Annotated in this window: 17 protein-coding genes; 16 read left to right on the forward strand and 1 reads right to left on the reverse strand. The window is 45.3% G+C overall.

What is annotated here, in order from left to right:
- Positions 1–138 precede the first annotated feature (138 nt).
- The 13 genes from MHH63_RS24275 (at position 139) to MHH63_RS24335 (ending at position 15,027) form a co-directional block, all read left to right on the forward strand.
- A complete protein-coding gene (locus MHH63_RS24275) occupies positions 139–441 on the forward strand; it encodes a MazG-like family protein (RefSeq protein ID WP_170914153.1) in 303 nt (100 codons plus the stop codon).
- Positions 442–447: 6 nt separating this feature from the next.
- Positions 448–1,365: a DUF2232 domain-containing protein gene (locus MHH63_RS24280; RefSeq protein ID WP_076124314.1), complete on the forward strand. Its 918-nt coding sequence runs from the start codon at positions 448–450 to the stop codon at positions 1,363–1,365.
- 11 nt (positions 1,366–1,376) lie between these two features.
- Positions 1,377–3,383, forward strand: a complete 2,007-nt coding sequence (locus MHH63_RS24285; RefSeq protein ID WP_076124313.1) for a DHH family phosphoesterase — start codon at positions 1,377–1,379, stop codon at positions 3,381–3,383.
- Positions 3,380–3,826, forward strand: coding sequence for a 50S ribosomal protein L9 (gene rplI / locus MHH63_RS24290; RefSeq protein WP_036677804.1), 447 nt, complete (start codon positions 3,380–3,382; stop codon positions 3,824–3,826). Before MHH63_RS24285 ends, rplI begins: the two co-directional genes overlap by 4 nt.
- Before the next feature lies 1 nt (position 3,827).
- Positions 3,828–5,189, forward strand: a complete 1,362-nt coding sequence (gene dnaB / locus MHH63_RS24295; protein ID WP_036677807.1) for a replicative DNA helicase — start codon at positions 3,828–3,830, stop codon at positions 5,187–5,189.
- A gap of 211 nt (positions 5,190–5,400) precedes the next feature.
- On the forward strand, positions 5,401–6,687 hold the full coding sequence (locus MHH63_RS24300; RefSeq protein ID WP_076105178.1) for an adenylosuccinate synthase: 1,287 nt from the start codon (positions 5,401–5,403) through the stop codon (positions 6,685–6,687).
- A gap of 190 nt (positions 6,688–6,877) precedes the next feature.
- A complete protein-coding gene (locus MHH63_RS24305; RefSeq protein ID WP_339189048.1) occupies positions 6,878–7,522 on the forward strand; it encodes a hypothetical protein in 645 nt (214 codons plus the stop codon).
- 316 nt (positions 7,523–7,838) lie between these two features.
- Entirely contained in the window at positions 7,839–9,386 is a 1,548-nt protein-coding gene (locus MHH63_RS24310) for a M23 family metallopeptidase (protein WP_076307602.1), read from the forward strand.
- Positions 9,387–9,577: 191 nt separating this feature from the next.
- The gene (yycF, locus tag MHH63_RS24315) at positions 9,578–10,309 is read left to right on the forward strand and encodes a response regulator YycF (protein ID WP_076124308.1); all 732 of its coding nucleotides are present in this window, start codon (positions 9,578–9,580) and stop codon (positions 10,307–10,309) included.
- On the forward strand, positions 10,309–12,138 hold the full coding sequence (gene walK / locus MHH63_RS24320; protein ID WP_036677817.1) for a cell wall metabolism sensor histidine kinase WalK: 1,830 nt from the start codon (positions 10,309–10,311) through the stop codon (positions 12,136–12,138). Before yycF ends, walK begins: the two co-directional genes overlap by 1 nt.
- Positions 12,135–13,427 carry a YycH family regulatory protein gene (locus tag MHH63_RS24325; protein WP_076124306.1) on the forward strand — a complete coding sequence of 431 codons (1,293 nt, stop codon included), beginning with the start codon at positions 12,135–12,137 and terminating at the stop codon, positions 13,425–13,427. The genes walK and MHH63_RS24325 overlap by 4 nt, the downstream gene beginning before the upstream one ends.
- A gap of 38 nt (positions 13,428–13,465) precedes the next feature.
- Complete coding sequence (gene yycI, locus MHH63_RS24330) at positions 13,466–14,206, forward strand: two-component system regulatory protein YycI (RefSeq protein WP_036677823.1); 741 nt, start codon at positions 13,466–13,468, stop codon at positions 14,204–14,206.
- A gap of 14 nt (positions 14,207–14,220) precedes the next feature.
- A complete protein-coding gene (locus MHH63_RS24335; RefSeq protein WP_036677825.1) occupies positions 14,221–15,027 on the forward strand; it encodes an MBL fold metallo-hydrolase in 807 nt (268 codons plus the stop codon).
- On the opposite strand, the gene MHH63_RS24340 is transcribed toward MHH63_RS24335, so the two are convergent.
- Positions 14,996–15,202, reverse strand: coding sequence for a hypothetical protein (locus tag MHH63_RS24340; protein ID WP_036677826.1), 207 nt, complete (start codon positions 15,200–15,202; stop codon positions 14,996–14,998). The two genes, MHH63_RS24335 and MHH63_RS24340, sit on opposite strands and share 32 nt — an antisense overlap.
- 388 nt (positions 15,203–15,590) lie before the next feature.
- Here MHH63_RS24340 and MHH63_RS24345 point away from each other — a divergent pair, with 388 nt between their 5' ends.
- The 3 genes from MHH63_RS24345 (at position 15,591) to MHH63_RS24355 (ending at position 17,778) form a co-directional block, all read left to right on the forward strand.
- Positions 15,591–16,838, forward strand: coding sequence for a S1C family serine protease (locus tag MHH63_RS24345; RefSeq protein WP_076124305.1), 1,248 nt, complete (start codon positions 15,591–15,593; stop codon positions 16,836–16,838).
- A 419-nt stretch (positions 16,839–17,257) separates the two neighbouring features.
- On the forward strand, positions 17,258–17,458 hold the full coding sequence (locus MHH63_RS24350; protein WP_019914582.1) for a cold-shock protein: 201 nt from the start codon (positions 17,258–17,260) through the stop codon (positions 17,456–17,458).
- 92 nt (positions 17,459–17,550) lie between these two features.
- On the forward strand, positions 17,551–17,778 hold the full coding sequence (locus MHH63_RS24355) for a cold-shock protein (protein ID WP_036677829.1): 228 nt from the start codon (positions 17,551–17,553) through the stop codon (positions 17,776–17,778).
- Positions 17,779–17,838 lie beyond the last annotated feature (60 nt).

Consider the following 17,838-nt stretch of genomic DNA (forward strand, 5'->3'; position numbering starts at 1 on the left):
GCTCCTCTCCCAAAAGAGGCATAGCCAGCATGGATTGAAGCATACTTAAGGGGCGCGGGGCGTCCAGTGTGACACCGAATTTTTTATGCTATAATGGAGAATAAAGCTTTTTGCCGGAGGTAGAGAGACGTGTCCAATGTGCCGAAGGATCTGGATGTAGCCAAGCGCGCCAAGGTAATTGAATGGCTGAAAACCGAAGTGATTGATCAAGTTTCAAGGTTATTTAAAGCGTTATGGGAAGGCAGTACTACCCGTGTCGGTGACAGTCTGGCTAGCTTGATTATGAGCTCTTATATTTTGGGCCGCAGACTAGGGATTCCTTATCGTTCTTTAGATGACTTGCTACTGGAGAAGCTTAGAAAGCACAAGCAGGAAGGGCATCAACTGGAAGATTGGTACCAAGATATATCTGCTTTAGAAGAACATATGCGTAAGAGGTGAATACTGTTGAAATTTCGCTGGTCATCTGTGGCTTGGAGCGTAGCATACTTACTTTTGCTGCTTAGTTTAACGACTCCACTCCTCATCATCACTACCCTTTTTATGATTGTTCCGGCAGTAGTGTTGTTTACTACCCTGAACACGAGACAATTTGTGCTGCATGTATTGCCGGTGTTGCTGATTGTAGGCTTGATTACACCAATTTATCTGTTGATAGCTGCGTATTTCTTAATACCGGCTCTGGTTATGGGGCGCTGGTATAAAAGACATGCCCCGGCCATGTCTACCGTGATCGCAGGTACGGTTACGATTCTTGCACAGTTCCTGCTGCTTTTGCTGCTGGGTACGGCATTATTTAATTTTGACCTGTCTACCTATGTGAACGATGTATTGCAAATGGTTAATTCACCTCTGTCTGAGCTCGGAACTACCAATCCTCTGCTCACTGATATTGGATTTTCAACTGAGGATGTAAACAAGATAAGTCATATGACGGTTCAAATGATCCCTATGACTCTAATCGTAAGCTCCTTCATGATTGCTGTGATTACGCATTCTATTGCCCGCCCGATTCTGAACAGTATGAATTATGCAGTACCTAAGATGAAGCCTGCACGTGAATGGAGACTTTCGAGATCGTTTATTTGGTACTATCTGATTGGTGTTGTTCTACAGCTCTTCTTCTCAGGGTCGGAGAACAATTTCATCCTCATGATTTCTGCCAATCTTCTGCCACTGCTGCGAATTGGCTTTATGATTCAGGCCATCGGATTTTTCTTCTTCCTGGCGCATGAACGCAAATGGAACAAGATGTCTGCCGTTTTGTTAGCGATACCGGTTATTTTACTGCCGCCGCTGCGCATTATTGGTATTATTGATCTTGCGTTCCCACTGCGGGAGTATGTGACCAAATCGAAACGATAGGGTGAGAGTTCATGCCTAAATTTCTGCAAAGACGCTGGCACGGCTATCATACCGTATGGGCGTTCATGCTGCTGTTGGTCCTTATTATAATTGTCAGTGTTTATAACTGGGCGCTTGGGGTCGCCGGCCTATTTCTCTCAGGTACTTTATGCTTCTATATGTTGAAAGCGGAGATCTCGTTCCGCCGTAATCTGGTGGAATATATTAATGGACTATCTTTCCGCATTAAGCGGGTAGAGGGCGAAGCAGTCAGCATGCTGCCGCTTGGAATCATTCTGTTTAGCGAGGATCGAACGGTGGAATGGAATAACCGCTATGCCGGCGATATTTTCGCACGTAAGTCTTTAGTCGGGGAATCACTGCAAGAATTATTGCCTGATATGCAGTCTTTTTTCACAGGTGCTGCAGCGGGTAAGCGGGAGGTCGCCAAAGAAGGTGTGCTCCATGACACCCGTCTTGAGATCACCGTGGATGAACGATTTTATCAAGCTGTCATTATTCCGAGTGAGCGTATTCTTTACTTGTATGATATCACTGAGCTTGTGGTGTTACGTGAGCGGTATGAGGATGAGAAGCTGGCGATCGGCATAGTGATGATGGATAACCTGGATGAATCTGCTCAAGGGATGGATGATCAACAGCGAACCTCGCTGATTGCTAAGGTGACGAGTGAAATCACTGAATGGAGTAAGCAGTTTGAGGTTTATCTGCGGCGGTTGTCCTCGGAACGTTATCTAATGCTGCTTAATCATCGTAGCCTGCAAGCGTTGGAAGAGAGCCGCTTCGTGATTCTAGATGAAGTCAGAGAAATGACTGCTGATCTTAAGGTACCCATGACACTGAGTATTGGTCTGGCCTTTGGCGCAGACTCTGCAAGTGAATTAGGGGCATTGGCCCAATCCAGTCTAGATATGGCGCTTGGCCGAGGTGGTGATCAGGCGGCTGTAAAAGCAGGCCAACGGTTATCCTTCTACGGTGGCAAGAGTAATGCTGCTGAGAAGCGTACCCGAGTGCGGGCGCGGGTCATTGCGCATGCTTTGCGGGATCTGATGCAGGAGAGCGATCGTGTGCTGATCCTTGGTCATCGGACACCGGATATCGACGCTGTGGGTGCTGCAATCGGCCTGTTAAGGGCTGCGCAGATGTATAATGTAGAGGCTAGCATTGTGATGGAGACTCCTAATCCATCGATAACTAACATGATGGAGCAGATTCGTAAGGACGATGAATTGTATAAGTCATTCATCACAACGGAGCAATCCCTACAGATCATGACAGAGCATACCCTGCTAATTGTTGTGGATACACATAAGGCGTCTATGACGATGGAGCCGCGGTTAGTGCAATATGCCAGCAGAATTGTAGTGGTGGATCATCACCGCAGAGGTGAAGAGTTCATTAACGATGCTGTATTGGTGTATTTGGAGCCATACGCTTCATCGACTTGTGAGCTGGTGACAGAGCTGCTTCAGTATATTCATGAGAAGGTAAAGATCAGTCCGCTGGATGCTACAATGTTGTTAGCGGGGATCACGGTGGATACGAAGCATTTTGCGCTTCATACGGGGTCGCGTACCTTTGAGGCCGCAGGCTTCCTGCGCCGGAATGGTGCCGATACCGTACTTATTCAGCGCATGCTCAAGGAGGATTTACAGGAGTATATTTCCAAAGCCGAAATTATCAAACATGCGCGGATGGTGTATGACCAAATCGCGCTCGTAGTTACGGCACCAGGCATGAAAATTCCGCAGCTTCTTATTGCTCAGACTGCGGACACGCTGCTTGGGATGACCAACGTAGTCGCTTCATTCGTCATCAGCGAGCGGCCTGACGGCCTGATTGGCATTAGTGCCCGATCACTCGGACGTATGAATGTACAGGTCGTGATGGAGAAATTAGGCGGCGGAGGGCATCTGTCCAATGCCGCGGTACAGCTTGAAGGAACATGTAAAGAAGCAGAAGCCAGATTACTGCAGGTGCTGGCTGAAATCGAATCGAAAGAGGGGTTATTCGAATGAAGGTCATATTCATAAAAGATGTTAAGGGTCAAGGTAAAAAAGGTCAGGTTAAAGAGGTATCCGAAGGTTATGCTTCTAACTTCTTATTGCCACGTGGATTGGTTCGTCCGGCAACGGAAGGTAACGTGAAGACGCTGGAGAATCAAGCGGCTGCTGAACAACGCCGTAAAGATAACGAAAAAGAAGAAGCACAGCAATTGGGTAAGAAGCTTGACGAGCTAACACTGACAATGAAAGCAAAATCAGGTGAAGGCGGACGTTTATTCGGTGCTATTACAAGCAAACAGATTGCTGAGACACTGGCTTCCACCAAAGGAATTACTATTGATAAGCGCAAGATTGAATTAGGTGAGCCAATTCGCCATATAGGAGTATTTCAAGTAAGCGTAAAATTGCATACTGAAGTAAAGGCCACACTTAAGGTTGAGGTAACGGAGGAGTAACATGGGTGGAGATCTCTTTTTCGATCGGGTTCCCCCGCAGAATCTTGAAGCCGAGCAGGCGGTAATTGGTGCGGTTCTGTTGCAGGATGAAGCGCTCATTACTGCAATGGAACGGGTGAATACCGAAGACTTCTACGATAAAGCGCATCAAATGATTTTTGAGGCGATGGTGCAGCTCGGAGAAGAGAGCCAGCCGATTGATCTTGTTACACTTACGTCCAGACTGCAGGACAAAGGAGAGCTTGAAGATATTGGTGGGGTTAGCTACTTAGCTAAGCTGGCGCATGCCGTGCCTACTGCTGCTAACGTAGAATACTACGCCCAGATTATCGAAGAGAAAGCCATGCTGCGCCGTTTGATTCGCACAGCCACGCAAATTGTGAGCGAAGGTTATACTGGCGGTGAAGATGTAGCCGATATGCTGAGTGATGCAGAGCGGCGCATTCTTGAAATCTCTAACCGGCGGAGCGGCAGTGGATTTATTGCGATCCGCGATGTCTTGATGGAAGTGTTCGACAAGGTTGAGTTGCTTCATCAAAATAAGGGGGGTACCTCAGGTATCCCAACCGGATTTGTGGATTTAGATCATATGACTAACGGATTCCAACGTAACGATCTGATCATTGTTGCGGCTCGTCCATCTGTTGGTAAGACTGCATTCGCCCTGAATATTGCACAGAACGTGGCAGTACGCGCTAAAGAAACTGTTGCGATATTCAGTCTGGAAATGTCAGCGCCACAGCTGGTACAGCGGATGATTTGTGCTGAAGCCAACTTAGATGCCAATATTATGCGTACCGGTGACTTCAAGAGTGATGATGATTGGTCCAAGCTGACGATGGGTATTCAGTCTCTATCTGAAGCGGAGATTTACATCGACGATACACCAGGTATCACGGTAACCGATATTCGTGCAAAGTGCCGGAGACTGAAGAAGGAAAAAGGACTTGGCATGATCGTCATCGACTACTTGCAGCTCATTCAGGGCCGCGGTAAAGGCGGAGAGAACCGTCAGCAGGAAGTATCGGATATATCTCGTACACTGAAGCAGATTGCCCGTGAGTTGGATGTGCCGGTTATTGCCCTGTCGCAGTTAAGCCGGGGTGTAGAGCAGCGCCAGGATAAACGTCCAATGATGAGTGACTTGCGTGAATCGGGTTCTATCGAGCAGGATGCCGATATTGTTGCGTTTCTGTATCGTGATGATTATTACAATGCGGATACGGAGAAGAAGAATATTATTGAGATCATTATAGCTAAACAGCGTAATGGTCCCGTAGGCACGGTAGAACTGGTCTTTCTTAAAAATTTCAACAAGTTCGTTAACTACGAGCGAGCACATGCGGAACCATTTGCTGGTTAAACCTGACATGTATAATTCCCGAACGATTGCACATTTCTTTGTGTAATCGTTCGTTTTATTTGACTTTGAAAAAAACCGCTGTTACACTGAGAATTGTCCTTTAGCGGGTTAAATCTGCTTGGCGTCCGGAGGGCCACGTACATAAGAATGACGTATAGGGTCCATATTATGAAAAATAATGGTGCTAAGTAGCACCTACGGAGGAATGAACATGTCAACGGTAGTCGTCGTGGGAACACAATGGGGAGACGAAGGTAAAGGGAAAATCACTGACTTTCTAGCGGAAAGTGCAGATGTGGTCGCCCGTTATCAAGGGGGCAATAATGCCGGTCACACGATTCTGATTGACGGTGAGAAGTTTAAGCTCAGCTTGATCCCTTCGGGTGTATTTTATAAAGAGAAAACTTGTGTAATTGGTAACGGAATGGTTATTAATCCGGCTGCCTTGATCCAAGAAATTAATTATATTCACGAGAACGGTTTTGATACTAAGAACTTAGTGATCAGTGATCGTGCTCATGTCATTATGCCATACCATATGGTGCTGGATGCTCTCGAAGAAGACCGTAAGGGTCCGAACAAGATTGGTACTACACGTAAAGGTATCGGTCCTTGTTATATGGATAAGGCAGCACGCAACGGTATCCGTATTGCTGACTTGATGGACGCTGAGGAATTCGAACTGAGACTCCGCCCCTTGATGCAAGAGAAGAACCAAGTGATTACGCAGGTCTATGGTGCTGAAGCTCTTAACGTAGAAGAGATTCTGACTCAATACCTGGAATATGCAGAAGTGCTGCGTAATTATGTAACAGACACCTCTGTTATTCTTAATGATGCCATTGATGCGGATCGCAAAGTGTTGTTTGAAGGTGCGCAAGGAGTAATGCTTGATATCGATCAAGGTACGTATCCGTTTGTTACTTCATCCAACCCATCTGCCGGTGGGGTGTGCATAGGTTCTGGTGTTGGACCGTCCAAAATAAAACAGGTTATTGGGGTTGCAAAAGCCTATACCACTCGTGTTGGAGATGGCCCATTCCCTACAGAACTTAATGATGCAACAGGTGATTATATCCGTGAAACAGGTCATGAATATGGCACAGTTACCGGACGTGCACGCCGTGTAGGCTGGTTCGACAGTGTAGTTGTGAGTCACGCTCGTCGTGTAAGTGGAATCACAGGGCTATCTCTTAACTCGCTGGATGTACTTAGCGGACTTGAGACTGTGAAGATCTGCACAGGCTACAAATACCGTGGTGAGGTAATTACTCATTACCCTGCTAGCCTCAAAATGCTGGCAGAATGTGAAGCGGTATATGAGGAGCTTCCAGGCTGGAGCGAAGATATTACTTCTGCAAAAACATTGGATGATCTTCCAGCAAATACACGCAGATATGTTGAACGTGTATCTGAGCTTACAGGTATTCCGATTGCTATCTTCTCAGTGGGTCGTAACCGTGAGCAGACGAATCAAGTATTGCCAATTTATATCTAAAATCTAGTTATAATAAGGAGCCCCGTTAGAGGCTCTTTTTTTTGTTCTGAGGACTATCTCTCTCTCTTTTGGGGCCTAGATTTATACCTAGACGTTTCCCAAGGCCGGTTCTAGTCAATACTGGATGTATAGAAGAACATGTACATGATCTACCAGATAGACTTGAACATAGGTGAGAGGAGAAATGAAGATGAAGATCGTGAAGCGAGCACTTAGCGTATGTCTGATTGTGGTACTTGCCAGCACTCTTTCAATTCTAACAACGGGCGTGGTTGTAAATGCTTATATTCAGTCGGTACTGGCTAGCTTCGATATTAAAGTGAATACTCCCGGTCCGGGATTTGGAGGAATGATTCGGAGCATCATTGGCATGGATAACAAATCTGACTCGGATACAGCCAATAAAGAAGTAACCACAGGGAGTACAGTTAGCAAGGAGACCGACAAAAGCACGGATTCGCCAGCTAAAGGCAAGGGCGAGCCCGTAGATGATAATACTCCGACTGATGCCTTACCAGTTATGGGGCAAGTTACAACCGAAAGTTCAACTGATAACGGAAGTGGAAGTGTTGGTGACCAACAATTAGTAATGACACCTGAGGCACTCAGTGACTTCAAAGATAATCTTCCATCGGAAGAGAAGGTAAATATATTCAATATTTTGATGTCCAAACTACCCCAGGATGAGATGGCAAAAATTTCAACAGCGATGGAGGATGGATTAACAGAAGATGAGGTTAAAGAGCTGCAACAGGTAATTGCAAAATATGTTGATGCAGACGAATATGAGAGCATAATGAAAATGCTTACACCAACTACAGAATCTACGCAATAGCTTTTATAATTGTCACTTTATAGACACAAGAAAAAGGTTAAAATTTCATATTTGCGCAAAAAACCCGCGTATTTGGCGGGTTTTTTGTCATGTCTAAAGTTGAAATTTTTCTCTAAGCTATGGTACAGTAAACAAGGACCTCAAGAGGTTAAATTTTTGTAACCTCCTTAACAACCTTTTTATAGGTTCATTAGAAGCAGGAATTAAGCACTAGTATACGCAGAAATTTACATGGACGTAATCTATATAATCGAGGTCGTACAATTAGCTTGGCCGCTTTTGTCGGAAGTAAAAGCGGACTGAAAGGGAGAGTTTCATGAAGGGATTTAAGTTCATGCGTCGGATGAGCAAGCTGCAGGATGGACATCCAGCAGAATCCGAGGCGAATGTTCAACAGAGCCACAATTTCGATCACGACTCCAAACACTTTCAACAAGAGAAAGGTACTCGCAGATTTCGGCGTGCTTGGATTTTGGGATCTGTCGGCCTTGTGCTTCTAGCTACGGTGTTGGTTGGAGCAGAGAAAAAGTATGTAGCCGCTAACACGGTTACCTATTATCAAGTGTTGGTGAAGGGCGAAGAAGTCGGAAGACTTACCGATCAGACGCAGCTTAACCAGCTATACGATAAGAAACAACGAGAATATCAGGAGAAATATCCGAATTCAACCATGGTGCTGCAAACAGAGGGCATAACAATAGAAGAGCAGAAGGCATACAAGCCAGAAGTTGATAGTGAGGCGACACTTACTAAACTAGATGGAATGCTGAAAGCTTATGCGGTAGGCGTCCAATTGATGGTAGATGGCAAGGCCGTTGGCATAGTTAAGGATCAGGAAACTGCTAATGCTGTGCTCGAAGGGGTAAAAAATCATTATGTCCCACAAGCAGAAGTAGCAACGACGGCTAGTAAGCTAACAAGAACGGCTGCTTCCAGCTCATCTGCTGCAAAAGCGAAGGCTCCAGAGCAAGTAGAGTCGGTAGAGATTAGTGAAGATATTTCTATCGTTCCTATCAAAGCAGATCCTAATAAAGTGTTGGATGTGGAGGCAGCGGTCCAGACACTTACTGAAGGTAAAGAGGCGCCTCTTCTTTATACCGTTCAAGAGGGTGATACGATTTCGGGGATTGCCAAACGGTTTGAAATCACCCAAAAAGAGATTTATAGTAACAACCCTAACGTGAAAGAGCTGACGTTGAAGATTGGAGATACACTGAAGCTGAAGGTACCCCAACCAGATGTTACAGTAGTAACTGTGGAAAAAGTGACTGAGCAGATAGTGACTGAGCCGGAAGTGGTTGTGCGTTCGAGCGATCAGCTAGCGGCAGGCAAAAGCAAAGTGGTTCGTCCAGGACAAACTGGACTTAAAGAAATGGAGTATCGGGTAACAAAGGAAAATGGCATGGTTGTTCAAGAAGAATGGTTAGGCCAGACCGTTATAAAAGCCTCGCTGCCAGAAGTTGTTTATCGGGGAACGAAGGTTGTTGGTGAAGGAACAGGCATGTTCAGTTGGCCGGTAAGCGGGGCAACCCTGACAAGTAGCTTCGGTGAGCGTTGGAGCCGTGCCCATAAGGGTATTGATATGGTATCTAGCAATCGGAATATAAAAGCTTCTGATGCCGGGACCGTAATCTTTGCAGGGGTGCAGAATGGATACGGGAATGTAGTTATTGTGGATCATCGCAACGGATACCAGACCTATTATGGTCATTTAAAAAGCATCTCGGTTTCTACAGGCCAACGCTTGGAGCAGGGTGGCAAGATTGGCGTAATGGGTAGCACCGGACGTTCGACGGGTACACATCTGCATTTTGAGATTCGGAAGAATGGCACTGCTGTAAATCCAATGAAGTATTTGCAATAATTCATACTTAATCCTTTAACTGCTCGATTTTAATCGGGCGGTTTTTATTTTTTTTAATCTACGAGTGACGGCAAAGCCGTTTCTTTTTGCTGGGCAGGGGGATTGCTTATTTCGTAGGATGTGACGGTTAGACAGGTATGTTAAAATAAAGGAATGATCATTAAGTAAGGATAGGAAGGTGAAGCTGGGACATGCAGATGGGAACGATTCTGGTAGTAGATGATGAACAGCCTATTGCTGATATATTGAAATTTAATTTAGAAAAAGAAGGCTACGAGGTTATTTGTGCTTTTGATGGTAACAGCGCAGTGGAGCTGGCATTGTCCAAAAGGCCCGATCTTATGCTGCTTGATCTTATGCTGCCCGGCAAAGATGGCATGGACGTCTGCCGCGAGGTGCGTTCTGCGCACTTGGACATTCCTATCATTATGCTTACAGCCAAGGACGGAGAGATTGATAAGGTACTTGGCCTGGAGCTTGGTGCTGATGACTATGTGACCAAACCTTTTAGTACACGTGAATTGCTGGCCCGAGTTAAAGCCCAGATGCGGAGACAGCATAAACCGTCACCACAGGGGATGGCGAGTGAACCAGCAGAGAATAAGCAGGGCATTTATCATTTTGATCTGTTTATAGATACAGATATGTATATGGTCTATAAGGGCGGGGAGCCGCTTGACTTGACCCATCGTGAATATGAGCTGCTCTACTATATGATCAAACATGCCGGTAAGGTGATGACTCGGGAGCATTTGCTGCAGGCAGTGTGGGGATTTGAGTATTTCGGTGATGTGCGGACCGTTGATGTGACGATCCGTCGTCTAAGAGAGAAAATTGAGGAGAACCCCAGCAAGCCCGAATATATTTATACTCGGCGTGGACTTGGCTATTTGATGCATAGCCCTAAAAATGGAGGACTGTGATGAAGTGGCGGTCCTTTATCCGGACAATTCAGGCAAAACTTATTATTATTTACGTGTTGCTGATTCTGATAGCTATGCAGTTGATCGGGGTTTATTTTGTCAGCTCGATGAAGAACTCGTTAACAGATAATTTCACCAAGGACCTTAAAGCACGTGCTGAGATGTTGTCCATCCTGACTGCTGATAAATTTGGTAGTGAGGCTGGAACGGCTGATGAGGAAACGGCTGTGGAAAGTCTGCGCGGGATGGTCAATAATCTGTACATTAACGGGGCTGAAATTCAGGTACTGGATGCCAGCGGCAAAATCATCACCACTTCTGTTCCCTCGCAGAATGATTATGTCGGGCAGCGTAACACCCAGACAGTTGTGAATCGGGCCTTGCAGGGCATCAGTGATAACGAGGAATATATTATTGCGGATGATAATGTGCGGAAAAAGGTTGTGGCTAAGCCTGTGCTCTCGGGGGACAAGGTAGTGGGCGCAATCTATATTGCTGCTGACATGAAGGATCTATACGCCACGATGGGCCGGATCAATAGTGTATTTATCTCAGGTTTGCTGTTAGCTCTAGCGTTAACGGTTGTTTTATGCGTCATTCTGGCGCACACTATCACGCAGCCTATTAAGGAAATGACGAGGCATGCTACGGCGGTCGCTGAAGGCCGATTCAATCGTAAAATGCCCGTATTGGGCAATGATGAAATTGGACAACTCAGTCAGGCGTTCAATTATATGACCGGTAGATTGCGGGAAGCACTCTCGCAGAATGAAGAGGAGAAGGAGAAGCTTACCTCTATTCTGACGAACATGAGTGATGGTGTTGTGGCTACAGATGAGAACGGAGTAGTGATTCTGATGAATCGGCGGGCAGCGTTGATGCTCGGAAATGAAGGTCCGTTGCCGGAAGGCGCTCCTCTAGATAAACTGTTGGGCTTAGATTACGAACAAAGCGGATCTCTGGCTAAAGGCAATGCCCAATCTGCAATGCTTCATCTGACCCATATGGGTGGAGAAGATTCTAATATCGTAAGAGTGACGTTTACTCCCATTCATCGTCGTGAGGGGGGAATTGCCGGTACAATTGCTGTGTTGCAGGATGTCACCGAACAGGAGAATCTGGAGGAATCACGCCGGGAGTTCGTGGCGAACGTTTCGCATGAGCTAAGAACACCACTTACCACTATTAAAAGCTATGTTGAAGCACTGGATGATGGAGCACTTGAAGATCCGCAGCTGGCGGTTCGGTTTGTTGGGGTGATTCGCAACGAAACGGAACGGATGATTCGTCTGGTTACGGATTTACTGCATCTTTCCCGTCTGGATTCCAAGGAAGCTCTTCTTCGAATTCAGCAGACAGATATTACCGAGATGCTGGAGGATGTTGCGGATCGTTTTTCTTTTCAAATTCGGCAAAAGCGTATCGATATCAGTACAAGGGTCCGCAAAGATGTTACTACGGCGTGGCTTGATCGTGATCAAATCGACCAGGTCTTGGGGAATTTGGTCTCCAATGCGCTAAAATATACGCCAGAAGGCGGTACAATTGAATTGGAAGCGTTGAAGAATGAGGATGGAATGCTCTCCATTTCTGTACGTGATTCGGGGATAGGGATTCCGAAAAAAGATATCGAGCGGATCTTCGAACGATTTTATCGCGTGGATAAGGCACGTTCGCGGAACATGGGAGGCACTGGACTTGGCCTTTCCATTGCCCGGGAAATTGTGAAGGCACATGGAGGCTCCATTTCCCTGCAATCCGAGCTAAATGAAGGTTCAAAGGTAACCTTTACCCTGCCTTTGAACGAGCAAAGGGGGAGTGAGGCGTGAAGGAACGAATCAAATCATGCATTCTAGCCTTGCTCGTGCTCGGAAGCCTGGTTGAAAGCTATTATTTGATCTACCGCTTGCCTGGTGCTGATTCTGCGGTGCTTTCTGAGAACCTGTATGTGAAGACAGATAATATGGGTCCGGAAGAGAAGGTAGAGAACCTGTTATACCCTGACAAAATGATCATCCATATGGGGGAAGGCAAGCATACGCTTTTTTATCCGGACTCTACGTTCTATAGCTTGATCATGAATCGCTTAAAAGGTCGTGGCTTTGAAAGCTTTCAGCGGCACTCGGTACAGGATTATGATTGGGATAAGATCCGCAATGAGAATCCTGGGATTGAGCTTTCGTTCGGAGCGGGCATTCCGGTAACGTTATTGCAGCGGGTGATGCAGTTATCGCCAGATTCCCTTTTTGAAGGAGAAAGCATCGATCGCATTTGGATCTATAACATTAAGAACGATTCCAAGGCCCATGCTATTTTCTTCAGTACGAGAGGCGACATCATATACGAAGCGGCAAAAGCGGATTTAACGGTTCAGGATGTGCAGCAGCATGTTGATTTCGGTAAGAATTGGACGCCTTACAAGACCGTAAGCGGGGATTATTATGTGCCAGACAGTAAGATTTCTCTGGTTCAGGTAGACATGCCTTCCGGGATGTACACCATAGAGCAAATGCAGAGTAATCTTTTCTTCGATGTTGGAAGTACTAGATATATCCGGGAGAAAAACGGCTCGGAGATTTATACGGACAGCAAACGAAGCCTTCAGGTGGACCAGGGTAAGAACTGGATGAGCTATAGCGACCCTGCGGCTCTTCCAGCTGGAGAAAGTACCCCTGCCAAGGATGCTTTGGAAGCTGTAGAATTTGTGAACCAGCATGGCGGATGGAATGGGACTTACCGTTTGGAGGCTACAGAGGAAGGCAGACAGGAGAGAAAGGTCTCTTTTCAACAATATTATGGCTCCTACCCGTACGGCTCCTATCCGATAATGAGCCATTCATCATTACAGTATGGTGTAATAAATCTGGAACTGCAGCAGGGAACAGTATCCTCTTATGAACGTTCTCTAATCTATATAGATGAAAGTAAGGCCGTAAAAAAGGTAGTGGAGCTATCTGGAGGTGCGGATCTGGAGTATAGGTTGTCTCTGGTCAGTAAAACTTCGGCAGTGAAGGATTTAACGCCTGCTTATGTGCCTGAGGTGAAGGAAGATCATCTGGAGCTGATACCTGTCTGGAAAGTTACACTTAGTGATGGCAGCGTGCTTACTTTGAATTAATGGGCAAGTGGTTCATATAACATTTAGGAGGTTCGGGTATGGATTGGGGAAGAGCTAAAAATGTACTGATTTGCGCCTTTTTAGGTCTGAATCTGCTGCTATGTTACCAGCTGTGGGTCGATTTACGCGATCAGGTTAGTGCTAATCTTGATTTTACTTCCCTGTCTGCTGAGACCCAAGCCGTAATGGAGCAGAAAGGGATTCGTGTATTGTGTCCCATTCCGGCTTCTACCCCGCAGCTTCCTAACATTACTTATCGTTATTCTGCTGAAGAGCAGACTGAACCACCAATTAAATTAGATGTACCTATAGACAGCAAGCTGATCTATTCTTCCTTCTCAGAGCTTAGCAAGGCGCTTGAGGATAAGATTCCTGACATTTCCAATTATCGCTTTGATTCACAGGAAAGTGAGGTTGGGAAGTTCGTTCTTCATCCGCTGGTTCAAAATCAGTGGTCGTTGTTCCGTGTTAGGCTAGAGTTGATTAACAGTGATCAAAAAATCGTAGCTTACCGCTGGCCGAAGATTGAAATAGGGACAAGCAGCAGCGATAAAGAACAGAAGGTGCTTCCAGCATCGCAAGCACTTAGTAGTTTGATAGAGAAGTATTTCCCGGCAGATTCCGTAGTGAAGGAGATTGAGCTGGGATATTACGGTGAGCTGTTCAACTCGGAAAGTCAGGTAGCTTCGCCGATGTGGCGGTTTATGCTGGAGAACGGCAATGCCTATTATGTGGATGCTATTAGTGCGGACATCATCAGTCCTAAGACAACAGAGTAGAAGGAGTAAGGAAAATGGGGATTTCATTTACAGTACTGTCCAGTGGTTCTACCGGCAATGTAACGGTGGTACGAAACGGGGAGACAACACTTATGATTGACGCAGGTTTTAGTGCCAAGCGGATCGATGAGCTGTTGGCCATGCGTGAACTAACGGGTAATGATATAGACGGGATTCTAGTTACACACGAACATTCCGATCATATCAAGGGACTCGGGGCCATGGCCCGTAAATACGATCTTCCGATTTATGCGAACACCAATACCTGGGGAGCTATCGAGAAGGGAATTGGTAAAATACCGGAGTATAACCGTATGATCATGGAGTCTGGCCAGCACAAGGATTTCGGCAGTATGCGAGTAGAATCCTTTGCGATTTCTCATGATGCAGCGGAGCCAGTGGGTTACAATTTTTATGATGGAAAAGAGAAGTTATGTGTAGCTACAGACCTGGGCTATGTTAGTGATAAGGTAAGAGATGCAATTTCAGATGCAGATGTATTGGTGCTGGAGGCGAATCATGATATCGAATTGCTGAGAATGGGACGTTATCCGTGGAATACGAAACGGCGCATCCTAGGCGACATGGGTCACCTTTCCAATGAGGCAGCTGGAGCTGCGCTTAGCGAAATTCTTACAGGGCGGACCAAACGGACCTATTTGGCGCATTTAAGCCGGGATCACAATATGATGGATTTGGCAAAAATGTCGGTACGCGGCGCAATGGAGGATCGGGGCTGTTTTTTCAAAGATAGTGAGTTCAGACTGTGTGATACGTATTATGATCAACCTACGCCATGGGATAAGCTGAGCCAGTCATAAGCTGATCAAGTTCAGCGGTCTTGCGATCTAATTCTTGACGGGAGATTAGGCCTTTTTCAATCATCAATTCGATCATTGCGCTAAAGGCAAGGGTCATGTGGTAGTGTTCATCCTTTAAGTCACCTAGCTTACCGATAAACTCGACTAAATCCATACTTGTTGAAAAAGAACTCATAATTAATCCTCCTTTAATAGTGTGAATATATAGTGTAATTAGAACTGAAAACTGTAAAAAATTCGCAGGTGTTTTAGCTGAGGAAAATCCCGAATTGCAGGTTGCCTGTGATACAATTAAAAGCGTGATGAGCAAAGCTAAAATTTTAGGGACACTTCTATTTTATTGTAGTCTTTTAAGTTGCAAAATATTCCTAATAGAGAAGATATATTAAAAGATTATCATAATCTAACGATTGATCGAAACTCTTGTGGGGTTAATGGATAAAGTGAAACTTTTTAGTGATATTTGGAGTCTAATGGTTACAGAGGTTTGGTTCGGACGTGGTTGCTATAGGTTCAGGTCTTACCAACAGTGAACGCTTGGCAATAGAAGGGGGAGATTTTCGGTGGGATTGTTTGATGATGATTTCTATTCAACTAAAGTTTCGCGGTCCAGAGGGGATGAAGCATCAAAGGGATCGTTTGCTAATCGTAGACATTCTGTACGCAGATCGCGTAAGGGTTTATCTACTTGGCAAATATCCGCCGTTTGCTCCTTAGTCAGCGCTGTGGTGGCAGTTTTGTTATTCAGTATGTTTACAGGCCAGATGAGTCATGAGACTGCTCAGAAGCCGGTTGTAGCAACTGGAAATGTTGCCCCAAGCAGTAGTGATCCATTTGACCGGATTATTCAAGCTGCTGCCACGGTTCGCCCTGCAGTAGTAAGTATTATCAATCATAAAGAAGATAATGAAGAATTAAACATTCTGGATGAGTCTGCACTAGGCTCAGGAGTGATCTATAAAAAGACAGGGAATAAAGCATTTATCATTACCAATAATCATGTCATCGAAGACTCCGGTAATCTCGAAGTAGTTACAGTGAACGGAGAGACTCGTAAGGCAACACTCGTTGGAACGGATAAAGTAAGCGACATTGCGGTACTCTCTATTGATGCCAAAGGAATCGATACCATCGCGCAGCTCGGTGATTCCTCTAAGCTTCGTCTAGGTGAAACGGTCATTGCTATCGGTAATCCGCTAGGACTTGGTGATACATTGACCTCGGGGATTGTTAGCTATACTGAACGGATGGTTCCCGTATCCCTTAATCAGGATGGAGTATATGACTGGGAACAAGAAGTGATACAGACCGATGCGGCGATTAATGAAGGAAACAGTGGCGGCGCATTAGTGGATCTGGATGGCAAGGTCATTGGAATTAACACAATGAAGATTTCAGATACGGGTGTAGAGGGTCTGGGTTTTGCAATTCCTGCGAATCATGTGATAGATATCGCTAATGAGCTGGCTGAAAAAGGACATATTGCCCGTTCGTACTTGGGTGTATATTCAGTTGATTTGAACAATCCGTACGTTCCACTAGCAGAAGATCAACGCAATGAATTGAACCTGCCGAACAGTGTTAAGGATGGAGTAGTTGTTCTAGAAGCCGTTGGCCCTGCGAAGGAAGCTGGACTGCAATTCAATGATGTCATTACCAAATTTAATGATCAATCAATCATATCTACCCTTTCTCTTCGCAAGTACTTATATAATCATACGAAGATCGGTGATGATCTGAAAATTACTTATTATCGAAACGGCGAGGCCAAACAGGCAACAGTTAAACTTCTTGAAAAACCACAGGAATAATATGCTGGAAGTCGGTATATAATGATATAGCAGTTACGACAAGTAGAGCGGACTACCCCTTCGATTCCGAGGGGGTACCTTCTTGAAAAAGCGGATAAAAGTAACGTTTTTGGAAAAGCTATTTTTCTAAAACCATGATAATTATGCCAGAAAAAGGATCTATTTAGGGAATAAACACTAAGTGGCAGCCCTTACATTGGAAGGTAATACTTATTAGGGCAAAAACGGATATATTCGGATGCTTGCTTGCCTTTGCTAATCAGGTGTGGTAATATGATATCAATCATACATTTAGTCCCTAATTCTCGCATTGAAAAGGGCTGTCATATTTGGTAATACAACCTTTTTCAATGTGTGAATTTTTTCTTTGTTTGAAGATAAAAAGAACATATTAATTTAAATTTGTGGAGGTAACACACATGCAAACAGGTACAGTTAAATGGTTCAACGCAGAAAAAGGATTCGGATTTATCGAAGTTGAAGGCGGAAGCGACGTATTCGTTCACTTCAGCGCAATCACTGGCGACGGCTTCAAAACTTTGGACGAAGGCCAACGCGTTGAATTCAACGTTGTTCAAGGCAACCGTGGACCACAAGCCGAAAACGTTGTAAAACTGTAATAATAGAAGAAACCGTCCCAGCTTGTGAAAGTTGGGACGGTCTTTTTATATCTAGTTACTCACTATTGACTTACAGGATGGGAGGAACGGCAATGAACTACCGGAAGAAACCTTTGGAAGAAATACCGGAAGAAAATACCGCAATTTGGGCATGTACCAATGAGGGATGCAACGGATGGATGAGGGATAATTTCGCATTTGAACATGCGCCTTCTTGCCGTCTATGTGACTCTCCAATGGTTCGCAGCACGAAGATGCTACCCCAATTGCTTAATTCGAATGGCGATCTCAAATCGCTGAAGAAGGGTATTTCCATCTAACCAATACCTAAATGAGTCAAGCATTTAATAGAACGACGAACCACTCAAGACGGGTAAACC

Source organism: Paenibacillus sp. FSL H3-0310 (assembly GCF_038002785.1).
GTDB classification, from domain to species: domain Bacteria; phylum Bacillota; class Bacilli; order Paenibacillales; family Paenibacillaceae; genus Paenibacillus_AQ; species Paenibacillus_AQ odorifer.

Coding starts and splice junctions, on each gene's coding strand:
- MHH63_RS24285 (WP_076124313.1), top strand. CDS start 1,377: ATGCCTAAATTTCTGCAAAGACGCTGGCACGGCTATCATACCGTATGG.
- rplI (WP_036677804.1), top strand. CDS start 3,380: ATGAAGGTCATATTCATAAAAGATGTTAAGGGTCAAGGTAAAAAAGGT.
- dnaB (WP_036677807.1), top strand. CDS start 3,828: ATGGGTGGAGATCTCTTTTTCGATCGGGTTCCCCCGCAGAATCTTGAA.
- MHH63_RS24300 (WP_076105178.1), top strand. CDS start 5,401: ATGTCAACGGTAGTCGTCGTGGGAACACAATGGGGAGACGAAGGTAAA.
- MHH63_RS24305 (WP_339189048.1), top strand. CDS start 6,878: ATGAAGATCGTGAAGCGAGCACTTAGCGTATGTCTGATTGTGGTACTT.
- MHH63_RS24310 (WP_076307602.1), top strand. CDS start 7,839: ATGAAGGGATTTAAGTTCATGCGTCGGATGAGCAAGCTGCAGGATGGA.
- yycF (WP_076124308.1), top strand. CDS start 9,578: ATGCAGATGGGAACGATTCTGGTAGTAGATGATGAACAGCCTATTGCT.
- walK (WP_036677817.1), top strand. CDS start 10,309: ATGAAGTGGCGGTCCTTTATCCGGACAATTCAGGCAAAACTTATTATT.
- yycI (WP_036677823.1), top strand. CDS start 13,466: ATGGATTGGGGAAGAGCTAAAAATGTACTGATTTGCGCCTTTTTAGGT.
- MHH63_RS24335 (WP_036677825.1), top strand. CDS start 14,221: ATGGGGATTTCATTTACAGTACTGTCCAGTGGTTCTACCGGCAATGTA.
- MHH63_RS24340 (WP_036677826.1), bottom strand. CDS start 15,202: ATGAGTTCTTTTTCAACAAGTATGGATTTAGTCGAGTTTATCGGTAAG.
- MHH63_RS24350 (WP_019914582.1), top strand. CDS start 17,258: ATGCAAACAGGTACAGTTAAATGGTTCAACGCAGAAAAAGGATTCGGA.
- MHH63_RS24355 (WP_036677829.1), top strand. CDS start 17,551: ATGAACTACCGGAAGAAACCTTTGGAAGAAATACCGGAAGAAAATACC.